The organism is Nocardia tengchongensis, assembly GCF_054781395.1.
In genome coordinates this window covers 175,394-185,273 of the sequence record NZ_BAAGUM010000017.1, presented here as the reverse complement: position 1 = coordinate 185,273, position 9,880 = coordinate 175,394, and the positions used below count along the sequence as shown (strand labels likewise).

Here is a 9,880-nt window from a genome sequence, read left to right as displayed (position 1 = left end):
CAGGGATTCGGATCAACAAAAGCGATGGTTTTAGATACTGCTATCTATCACAGAGATACCAGGGCTACGCTCGGCTGATGGAGTTGCGTCAGATCGAATGCTTCCTGGCCTGCTGCGACCATCGGTCCTTCACCGCCGCGGCCCGCGCCCTCAACCTGGTGCAGTCCGCGGTCTCCACCAGCGTCGCCAAACTCGAGCACGAACTCGGGACGAGATTGTTCGACCGCACGCCGCGCACCCTCGAACTGACCGTCGCGGGCCGGGCCATGGTCGCCCCCGCCCGCACCCTACTGCGCGCCCGCGGCGACATCGTGGACGCCATCGACGCCGCCCGTGGCGAGATCCGCGGCGAGGTGGTCGTCGGCAATCTGATGAACATCCACAACATCGACCTGGCCGGCATCATCGCCGAACTGCACCAGCGGTTTCCGGAAGTCACGCTCCAAATGCGCCAGAGCATCTCGGGCATGGCGGGCAATGTGGCCGGGCTGCGCGACAATTCGCTCGAACTGGCCCTGCTCGCGGGCATCAGCAGCGAATTCCCCGGCATCACCACCCACCTCATCGCCGAGGAGTCCCTGGTGCTGTGCACCGCGCCTGGACATCCCCTGGCCGGCCGCCCCTTCCGCGCCGCCGATCTACACGGCGTGCGCTTCATCGACTTCCCGCCCGGCTGGGGCATCCGCACCATCGCCGACGAACTGTTCCCGGGCCGCTACCCGGTCATCGAGGTGGCCGATCAGGCGTTCGCGCTGGAGTTGGCCGCCAAGGATTTCGGGGTGGCGCTCATCCCGCTGTCGGTCGCCCGGCTGTCCCCCGGCACCCCGTTCGCCGACTACCACCCGCATCCGCTGCCGTGGCGGCTGTGCGTCGGCCACGCGGCCGCGCGCACCCCGTCGAATGCGGCCCGCACGGTCATCGCGGCGCTCACCGCGCACGGCTAGCTCACCGACGGACAGGCACACGCAGGCCCGTGACCGTCAGCGGTGAACGGGCACACGCAGACCCGCCACCCCCGAGGGCAGGCGATCTCGGGCGGACACGCGATCGTCGCAAGCGGGCACTCGGGAGTGGACCCGTGATCGTCACAAGCGGGCGATCGCGGGTGGGCCGGTGACCGTCAGCGGCGGGAGCGGGTCGGTGTAGCGCTCGACCTCCACCAAGGCGAGCTGGCCGGTGCAGCCCTGGCTCAGGCGGGAGGTGCCGCGATCCTCGGTGACCGCGTTGGGGTTTCCGTGGCGGCAGTAGCTCGGGTCGGCCGGGTCGGGGTCGTACCAGGCGCCTGTGGACAGCTGGGCGACGCCGGGGCGCACCGAGTCGCTGATCTCCATACCGGCCAGGCAGCTGCCCCGGTCGTTGAAGATGCGGACGATGTCGCCCGCGCTCAGGCCGCGCGCGGCGGCATCGTCGGGATGCAGCCGGACCGGCTCGCGGCCCCGGATCTTGGTGGACTGGCTGTGCGCGCCGATGTCGAGCTGACTGTGCAGCTTGGTCCGAGGCTGGTTGGCCACCAACTGAATCGGAAAACGCGCCGCGCGGGGGCTGCCCAGCCACTCGTCGGGCTCGAGCCACATCGGGTGGCCCGGGCAGTCGTCGTAGCCGAAACCGGCGATGGTCTCGGAGAAGATCTCGATGCGCCCGCTCGGGGTGTGCAGCGGATGGGCCTGCGGGTCGGCGCGGAAGTCGGCGAACGCGACGTGCTCTTCGGCCTCGATGGGCAGCTCGATCGACTCGCCGGTCCAGAAGGTCTCGTAGTCGGGCACCTCGTAGCCGCGGCCGCGCAATCGCTCGCGCCATTCGTCGTAGAGGTGGCGCAGCCACTCCCGGGCGGTGCGCCCCTCGGTGAATTCCTTACCGATGCCGAGTCTTTCGGCCAGTTCGCCGAACATCCAGTAGTCGTCGCGGGCTTGGGCGTGCGGGCGGGTGAGCGCGGGCATCGGGAACAGGTAGCGGTCCCCCTCGCCGGAGCCGTAGTCGTCGCGTTCGATGGTCATGGTCGAGGGCAGCACGATGTCGGCGTGCCGGGCCGTGGCCGACCAGAACGGATCGTGCACCACCACGGTGTCCGGGCGGCCGAACGCGGTGCGCAGCCGGGCCAGGTTCTGGTGGTGGTGGAAGGGATTGCCGCCGGCCCAATAGACCAGGCGGATATCGGGATACGTGCGGTGCCGACCGTCGTATTCGTAGGGCGCGCCTGGGTTCAACAGCATGTCCGCGATCCGTGCGACGGGGATGAAGTCGTCGATGCCGTTGCGGCCCTGCGGCAGCTTCGGCGGCGAGGTGACCCGCACGGCCAGCCCGACGTTCCCGGCCGAACCGTAGCCGTGCCCGAATCCGCCTCCGGGCAAACCGATCTGACCGAGCATGGCGGCGAGCACCACCCCGAGCCACAGCGGCTGCTCCCCGTATCGGGCCCGTTGCAGCGACCAGCTCACGGTGACGAGCGTCCGGTTGGCGGCCATCTCCCGGGCCAGCGTGCGAATCCGCGCCGCGGCGACGCCGGTGATGGGTTCGGCCCATTCCGGATCCTTGACGATGCCGTCCTCGGCGCCGCGCACATAGGCCGCGAAGCGTTCGTATCCGACGGTGTACCGGTCGAGAAAAGCGTTGTCCGCCAGCCCTTCCGCGTCGAGCACCTGCCCCAGCGCCAGCATCAGGGCAGCGTCGCTGCCGGGCCGGGCCGCGATCCACTCGGCCTGCGATTCGGCCGGGCTGTCGTCGCGCAGCGGTCCGATCGTGACGAACCGGCACCCGTTGGCCTGCGCCTGCCGAATCCAGCCGCGCCCATTGTGTTTGGAGACGCCGCCCGGCGACACCACCACGTTCTTCGGGGACAGCCCGCCGAAGGACACGATCAGCTTCGAATGCTCGGCCAGCACCGACTTGGTGGTGGCCCGCGACATGATGGTGCCCATATCGGCGAGGATGTGCGGCAGCAGCACGGTCGAGGCGCCCAGGCTGTAGCTGTTGCGGTGCGAGACATAACCGCCGAGGCAGTTCAGGAAGCGGTGCACCTGGCTCTGCGCGTGGTGGAAACGCCCGGCGCTGGCCCAGCCGTAGGAGCCGCCGTACACCGCCGACGCCCCGAAATCCCGGTACACCCTGGACAATTCACCGGCCAGCAGATCCAGCGCGGTCTCCCACGACACCGGCACGAACTCCTCCGAGCCGCGCGGGCCGGGCCCGGGACCGTGCTCCAGCCACCCGCGGCGCACGTACGGCTGATCGATGCGGGCCGGATGATGCTGTGCCGAGGCCACATTCTCGATGAGCGGGGTGGGTTCGGGATCCGCATGCCAGGGGCGGACCGCTGTCAGCCGTTCGCCGTCGGAATCCGCGTCGAGGACGCCCCAATGGGTGAGGTGCGTGGCCATGCACCTCAACATACGCCCGCCCGGTCAGCCCAGGGGTTGCGGATTTAATAGCCTGGAGTACGCTCATTTCTGAGTCCACTCAGTTCCGCAGGCAGGGTTGGAGGTGTCCGATGGTCACAACGGCCACGTCATCGCACGTCGGACGACGGCAGCGCAAGATGCACGACAAGCAGTCCCGGATCTTCGAGGCGGCTGCGACCCTGTTTGCCGAGCAGGGCTTCGATCGGGTCACCACCCAGCAAATATCCGATCGCGCCGATATCGCGGCGGGCACGCTGTTCCGCTACGCGGCCACCAAAGGCGAACTGCTGCTGATGGTTTACAACGAGGAACTGCGTACCGCGCTCGAGGACGGCGCGGGAGAGGCTCGCGCACAGACCGATACGGTGGCGGCGGTATCGGGCATGCTGGGTCCGCTGCTGCGGGCGGCCGCGCAGCGCGCCGAGAACACCATCGTTTATCAGCGAGAGCTGCTGTTCGGCTCACCCACCGACAAGTACCGCTCCGAGGGCCTGGCCCTGGTGGCCCGGCTGGAGGCCATGATCGCCGAACGGCTCATCGCCGACGCCGGCGAATCCGGTTCCGCACGCGTGGAAGAGCAGGCCCGGCTGGCGGGCCGCAGCATCTTCGCGGTATTACATCTGGCGCTGGCGCGACCCGCTACCGGCGCACATCCCGGACACGACGCCATCGGCGATCTGCGGGCGCAGATCGCACAGATAGTCGCGGGTTTCTTCACATCCACAGGGAGGCAATGACAATGAGCATCGAGATCCGCAAGGTCACCGTGCTCGGCACCGGCGTACTGGGTTCCCAGATCGCGTTCCAGTCCGCGTTCCGCGGCTTCGACGTCACCGGTTACGACATCGACGACGCGGCCCTGACCGCGGCCCGCGGCCGCTTCGACCAGCTGGCGGCCACCTACCGCGACCAGGTGCCGGGCGCCGGCGACGGCAAGGCGGAGGCGACCGCGGCGGGCATCGCGCTCAGTTCCGATCTGGGAGCGGCGGTCTCGGACGCCGACCTGGTGATCGAGGCGGTGCCGGAGGTGCTCGCCATCAAGCAGGCGACCTACGAGCAGCTGGGCAAGCTCGCACCCGAGCGCACCATCTTCGCCACCAACTCCTCCACCCTGCTACCCAGTGCGATCAAGGATTTCACCGGCCGCCCGGACCGGTTCCTGGCACTGCACTTCGCGAACATGGTGTGGCACTTCAACACCGCCGAGATCATGGGCACCCCCGACACCGATCCGGCCGTCTATCAGGCGGTGGTCGACTTCGCGACCGCCATCGGCATGGTGCCCATCGAATTGCACAAGGAGAAGGCGGGTTACGTCCTCAACTCGCTGCTGGTGCCGTTGCTGGACGCGGCCATGCACCTGGCCGAGGGCGGCTACGCCGAACCGGAAGCGGTGGACAAGACCTGGCGGATCGGCACCGGCGCACCGGCCGGGCCGTTCCAGATCCTCGACATCATCGGCCTGACCACGCCGTACAACATCCTGTCGAACGGCGACGCCACCTCGCAGCGCATCGCGAAGTGGCTCAAGGACAACTACATCGACCAGGGCAAGCTCGGCCTCGCCACCGGAGAGGGGTTCTACAAGTACACGGCCTAGACACAGCGCGGCACCAGCAACCAATCCCAGGGACAGGAGATCTGATGGAATACACCAGCGGCAACTACGAAGCCTTCGCACGACCCCGCAAGCCCGCGGGCGTGGACGGCAAGACGGCCTGGTTCGTCGGGTCGGGTCTCGCGTCGATGTCCGGTGCGGCGTTCCTCATCCGCGACGGTCAGATGTCCGGTGACAAGATCACCATTCTGGAAGAGCTGAAGATCCCCGGCGGCGCGCTCGACGGCATCAAGGAACCGAAGAAGGGGTTCGTCATTCGCGGTGGCCGCGAGATGGAGAACCACTTCGAATGTCTGTGGGACCTGTTCCGGTCCATTCCGTCCATCGAGGTCGACAACGCCAGCGTGCTCGACGAGTTCTACTGGCTCAACAAGGACGACCCGAACTTCTCGCTCGAGCGCGCCACCGTCAATCGCGGGCAGAGCGCTCAGACCAAGAACCTCTTCACGCTCAACGACAAGGCGCAGAAGGACGTCACCAAGATCTTCCTCGCCACCCGTGAGGAGATGGAGGGCAAGCGCATCAACGAGGTGTTCTCGAAGGACTTCTTCGAGAGCAACTTCTGGATGTACTGGCGCACCATGTTCGCCTTCGAGGACTGGCACAGCGCGCTGGAGATGAAGCTGTACCTGCACCGCTTCGTCCACCACATCGGCGGGCTGCCGGACTTCTCGGCGCTGAAGTTCACCAAGTACAACCAGTACGAATCGCTGGTGCTGCCGCTGTACCGGTGGCTGCTGGATCAGGGCGTCACCTTCAAGTTCGACACCACCGTCACCGATGTCGATTTCGAGATCACCGCGGATCGCAAGCAGGCCACCAGGATTCACTGGGAGTCCGAAGGCGTCGCGGGCGGCGTGGACCTCGGCCCGAACGATCTGCTGATGATGACCATCGGCTCGCTGACCGAGAACTCCGACGAAGGCGATCAGCACACGCCCGCCATGCTCAACGAGGGACCGGCGCCGGCGTGGGATCTGTGGCGTCGAATCGCGGCCAAGGACAAGGCTTTCGGGCGACCGGACGTGTTCGGGTCGCACATTCCCGAGACCAAGTGGGAGTCGGCCACCGTCACCACGCTGGATCAGCGCATCCCCGAATACATTCAGAAGATCTGCAAGCGGGATCCCTTCAGCGGCAAGGTCGTCACCGGCGGCATCGTCACCGTGAAGGACTCCAGCTGGCTGATGAGCTGGACTGTCAACCGGCAGCCGCACTTCAAGCAGCAGCCCAAGGATCAGATCGTGGTCTGGGTGTACGCGCTGTTCGCCGACAAGCCCGGCGACTACGTGAAGAAGACCATGCAGGAGTGCACGGGCGAGGAGATCACCCAGGAATGGCTGTACCACCTGGGCGTTCCCGAAGCGGACATCCCTGAACTGGCCGCCGAGGCCGCCCGCTGTGTGCCGGTGATGATGCCGTACGTGACGGCGTTCTTCATGCCGCGCAAGGCCGGTGACCGTCCGGACGTGGTGCCCGCGGGCGCGGTGAACTTCGCCTTCATCGGGCAGTTCGCCGAGACCAGCCGGGACTGCATCTTCACCACGGAGTACTCGGTGCGCACCGGCATGGAGGCGGCGTATCAGCTGCTCGACATCGAGCGGGGCGTGCCGGAGGTGTTCAACTCCACCTACGACATCCGCACCCTGCTGACCGCCATGACCCGGCTGCGGGACGGCGATCCGATCGACCTGCCCGGGCCGGAGCTGCTGTGGCGCGGGCTGGCGAAGCGGCTGGGCAACAACGAGATCGGTGAGCTGCTCGCCCAGTACGGCGTCATCGCCAAATAAAGCCTCGGACGACGGCCCGGTTCCCCGCTGGGACCGGGTCATCGTCACCCCTCCCCGACATAGTGAATTAATTGCCTAGCCGAACCCTGGACATCGCGATCTACTACGCGCTACCGTTCGAATCCGATAGACAATGATTTGACTACCTGGATGCGAGGGATCATGCACCCGTTCCGCAAGGCCGTGGAGGCCCGCGACGCTGAGGCCATCGAAACGCTGCTCGCCGACGACGTGATTTTCACCAGTCCGGTCGCCTTCAAGCCCTATCCGGGCAGAGCCATCACCGCGGCCATTCTGCGCGGTGTCATGCGGGTGTTCGAGGACTTCACCTATGTCAAGGAGATCGGTGCGCCCGACGCCGCTGATCACGCGCTGGTGTTCGAGACCACGGTCGCCGGCAAGCGCATCACCGGCTGCGACTTCCTGCACCTCGACGCCGACGGCAAGATCGACGAGTTCACGGTGATGGTGCGGCCGCTGTCGGGTGCGCAGGCGCTGGCCGAGGCGATGGCCGCCCAGTTCGAGCAGATCCAGCGCGAGGCCGTCGCCCAAATCGAACGGGAGGCAGCAGCGGCCGAACAGTGAGCGGCGGGTGCGTGAACGTGTCCGTCGCGGGCGCCGGAGCCGCCGATTTCCTGGGATGATCCACGCACAGTCACCGAAAGGCCGATCCGCCATGACCGATGGCACCTACACCCGTTACGTCGCACTGGGCGACAGCCAGACCGAGGGCGTCGGCGACGGCGACGACCTGACCGGCCTGCGGGGCTGGGCGGACCGGCTGGCCGAGCGATTGGCCGCCACCAATCCCGGGTTGAGCTACGCCAACCTCGCGGTGCGCGGCAAGCTGGCCGGCCAGATCCGCGCCGACCAGCTCGACGCGGCCTTGTCGCTGCGCCCCGATCTGGCGACGGTGCTCGCGGGCATGAACGATCTGCTGCGCCCCAACTTCGACCCCGACGGCATCGTCGCCGAGGTCGAGGCGATGTTCGCCGCGCTCACCGCCACCGGCGCGGTGGTGGCGACGCTGACCTTTCCCGATGTCGCCGAGACGATTCCGCTGGCCCGGCCCCTGCGCGGCCGGGTGAGCGTGCTCAACGACCGGTTGCGCGCGGCGGCCCGCCGGCACGGCGTGCTGGTGGCCGAGACCGGGCATCACCGGGTCGTCACCGATCCACGACTGTGGAGCCCGGACCGGCTGCACGCCAGCCCGCTCGGGCATCAGCGCATCTCCGAGGCCATGGCCGAGACGCTGCGCCTGCCGGGCGCGGACGACGCGTGGACCCGGCCCATCACCCCCGCCCTGCCCGAGCACGGCCTGCTGCGGTCGATGGCCGCCGAATTCCAGTGGGCGGCAACCGCACTGGGGCCATGGGCGATGCGCCGGCTGCGCGGCATCTCCTCCGGGGACCAGCGGGTCGCCAAGCGGCCGCAGCCGCTACCGGTGTTCAGCACGCCGATCTCGCACTGAACCTGCGCCGATCCCGCCCATCGGTGAGCTCCGCTGCCGGACAATCGATCCCGGGACCGGTCGGGGGCGTGGGAAAGGTCGATCATGTTCATCGGCGACAACGTCTTGGCGGCGATCGGCGACACTCCGCTGGTGCGGTTGCACCGGGTGACACCGGAGGGTTGCGCGGAGATCCTGGTGAAAGCCGAGGGGCAGAATCCGACCGGGAGCATGAAGGATCGGGCGGCCCAGGCCATGATCGCCGTCGCCGAACGTGACGGACGCCTGAAACCCGGTGGCACGGTGGTCGAATGGACCAGCGGCAGCACCGGGGCGGCGCTGGGGCTGGTGTGCGCGGCCAAGGGTTACCGGTTGCGGCTGGTCAGCTCCACCGCGTTCAGCGCCGAGAAGCTCACGCAGATGGCGGCCTTCGGCGCGGAGCTGACCGTGGTGCCCAGCCCCGACGGGATGATCACCGAGCAGCTGTTCCACACCATGATCGCCACGGCCGAACGCCTCGGCCGTGAACCGGATACTTTCTGGACCGATCAGCTGCACAACGCCGACGCCATCACCGGCTATCACGCGCTGGGCCAGGAGATCTGGGCCCAGACCGACTGCCGGGTAGATGCGTTCGTGCAGGCCGTCGGCACCGCGGCCGCGCTGCGGGGGACGGCGTCCCTGCTGCGGTATCACAAGCAGCGGCGACTACAGGTGGTCGCTGTCGAGCCCGCCGAGTCGGCCGTGCTGTCCGGCGGGGCGCCCGGGGCGCATCGGATCGAGGGCATCGGCGTGGGTTATCGCCCGCCGCTGTGGGATCCGACCTTGGTCGACGAGGTGGTGGCGGTGTCCACCGCCGACGCCGAGGCCATGGCCCGTCGGCTGGCCCGCGAGGAGGGCCTGTGCGCGGGCACCTCGTCCGGCGCGAACGTAGTGGCGGCCATCCAGGTTGGCCTGCGGCTCGGTCCTCGAGCCCGCGTCGTCACCCTGTTGCCGGATTCGGGCCTGAAGTACCTGACCACACCGGTCTTCAGACGTTGACCCCGTAATCCCGTGCGATTCCGCCCAATCCGGACGCGTACCCCTGCCCGATGGCCCGGAACTTCCATTCCGGCCCGTGCCGATACAGCTCGCCGAACACCATGGCAGTCTCGGTGGACGCGTCTTCGGTCAGGTCGAATCGCGCAAGTTCGGTCCCGGTGACCGCGTCCACCACCCGGATGTACGCGTTGCGCACCTGCCCGAATGCCTGCCGCCGCGTCTCCGCCTCGTAGATCGATACGGGGAAGAAGATATTGGTGATCACCGGCGGCATGGCCGCCAGATCCACATTGATCACTTCGTCGTCCCCCTCCCCAGCCCCGGTCAGGTTGTCCCCCGTGTGCTCGATGGTCCCCTCCGGCGAGCGCAGGTTGTTGTAGAACACGAAGTGCTTGTCGGACACCACCCGCCCGTTGGTCCCGCAGGCGATCGCACTGGCATCCAGATCGAAGTCGGCCCCGGTGGTACTGCGCACATCCCACCCCAGCCCCACCGCGACCTTCATCAGATTCGGCGCCTGCTTCGACAGCGAGACGTTCCCACCCTTGGCCAAGCTGACACTCATCGAATTACCGTCCCTCCGAAC

9 protein-coding genes are annotated in these 9,880 nt (G+C 67.6%); 7 read left to right on the top strand and 2 right to left on the bottom strand.

Features of this window, described 5'->3' with window-relative positions; all coding sequences use genetic code 11:
* The first annotated feature begins 77 nt into the window (after window positions 1-77).
* Window positions 78-944: a LysR family transcriptional regulator gene (locus ACYVKL_RS31915; RefSeq protein WP_379167646.1), complete on the top strand. Its 867-nt coding sequence runs from the start codon at window positions 78-80 to the stop codon at window positions 942-944.
* Between the two features lie 141 nt (window positions 945-1,085).
* Here ACYVKL_RS31915 and ACYVKL_RS31910 read toward each other — a convergent pair whose 3' ends face one another.
* Window positions 1,086-3,374: a molybdopterin guanine dinucleotide-containing S/N-oxide reductase gene (locus tag ACYVKL_RS31910; protein WP_379167648.1), complete on the bottom strand. Its 2,289-nt coding sequence runs from the start codon at window positions 3,372-3,374 to the stop codon at window positions 1,086-1,088.
* Between the two features lie 110 nt (window positions 3,375-3,484).
* Between ACYVKL_RS31910 and ACYVKL_RS31905 the strand changes: the two genes are divergently transcribed.
* The 6 genes from ACYVKL_RS31905 (at window position 3,485) to ACYVKL_RS31880 (ending at window position 9,294) form a co-directional block, all read left to right on the top strand.
* The gene (locus ACYVKL_RS31905; RefSeq protein ID WP_357192580.1) at window positions 3,485-4,132 is read left to right on the top strand and encodes a TetR/AcrR family transcriptional regulator; all 648 of its coding nucleotides are present in this window, start codon (window positions 3,485-3,487) and stop codon (window positions 4,130-4,132) included.
* 2 nt (window positions 4,133-4,134) lie between these two features.
* On the top strand, window positions 4,135-4,995 hold the full coding sequence (locus tag ACYVKL_RS31900; protein WP_379167650.1) for a 3-hydroxyacyl-CoA dehydrogenase: 861 nt from the start codon (window positions 4,135-4,137) through the stop codon (window positions 4,993-4,995).
* Between the two features lie 44 nt (window positions 4,996-5,039).
* Window positions 5,040-6,803 carry an oleate hydratase gene (locus ACYVKL_RS31895; RefSeq protein ID WP_379167652.1) on the top strand — a complete coding sequence of 588 codons (1,764 nt, stop codon included), beginning with the start codon at window positions 5,040-5,042 and terminating at the stop codon, window positions 6,801-6,803.
* A 162-nt stretch (window positions 6,804-6,965) separates the two neighbouring features.
* Entirely contained in the window at window positions 6,966-7,388 is a 423-nt protein-coding gene (locus ACYVKL_RS31890) for a nuclear transport factor 2 family protein (protein WP_379167950.1), read from the top strand.
* Window positions 7,389-7,479: 91 nt separating this feature from the next.
* The gene (locus ACYVKL_RS31885) at window positions 7,480-8,274 is read left to right on the top strand and encodes an SGNH/GDSL hydrolase family protein (RefSeq protein ID WP_379167654.1); all 795 of its coding nucleotides are present in this window, start codon (window positions 7,480-7,482) and stop codon (window positions 8,272-8,274) included.
* 84 nt (window positions 8,275-8,358) lie between these two features.
* A complete protein-coding gene (locus tag ACYVKL_RS31880) occupies window positions 8,359-9,294 on the top strand; it encodes a PLP-dependent cysteine synthase family protein (protein ID WP_379167656.1) in 936 nt (311 codons plus the stop codon).
* On the opposite strand, the gene ACYVKL_RS31875 is transcribed toward ACYVKL_RS31880, so the two are convergent.
* Window positions 9,284-9,859, bottom strand: a complete 576-nt coding sequence (locus tag ACYVKL_RS31875) for a TerD family protein (protein WP_213561455.1) — start codon at window positions 9,857-9,859, stop codon at window positions 9,284-9,286. The genes ACYVKL_RS31880 and ACYVKL_RS31875 overlap by 11 nt on opposite strands.
* Window positions 9,860-9,880: the final 21 nt, after the last annotated feature.

Excerpts from the sequence above, each read along its gene's own strand:
- ACYVKL_RS31915 (WP_379167646.1), top strand. The coding sequence starts at position 78 with ATGGAGTTGCGTCAGATCGAATGCTTCCTGGCCTGCTGCGACCATCGG.
- ACYVKL_RS31875 (WP_213561455.1), bottom strand. The coding sequence starts at position 9,859 with ATGAGTGTCAGCTTGGCCAAGGGTGGGAACGTCTCGCTGTCGAAGCAG.
- ACYVKL_RS31905 (WP_357192580.1), top strand. The coding sequence starts at position 3,485 with ATGGTCACAACGGCCACGTCATCGCACGTCGGACGACGGCAGCGCAAG.
- ACYVKL_RS31910 (WP_379167648.1), bottom strand. The coding sequence starts at position 3,374 with ATGGCCACGCACCTCACCCATTGGGGCGTCCTCGACGCGGATTCCGAC.
- ACYVKL_RS31900 (WP_379167650.1), top strand. The coding sequence starts at position 4,135 with ATGAGCATCGAGATCCGCAAGGTCACCGTGCTCGGCACCGGCGTACTG.
- ACYVKL_RS31880 (WP_379167656.1), top strand. The coding sequence starts at position 8,359 with ATGTTCATCGGCGACAACGTCTTGGCGGCGATCGGCGACACTCCGCTG.
- ACYVKL_RS31890 (WP_379167950.1), top strand. The coding sequence starts at position 6,966 with ATGCACCCGTTCCGCAAGGCCGTGGAGGCCCGCGACGCTGAGGCCATC.
- ACYVKL_RS31885 (WP_379167654.1), top strand. The coding sequence starts at position 7,480 with ATGACCGATGGCACCTACACCCGTTACGTCGCACTGGGCGACAGCCAG.
- ACYVKL_RS31895 (WP_379167652.1), top strand. The coding sequence starts at position 5,040 with ATGGAATACACCAGCGGCAACTACGAAGCCTTCGCACGACCCCGCAAG.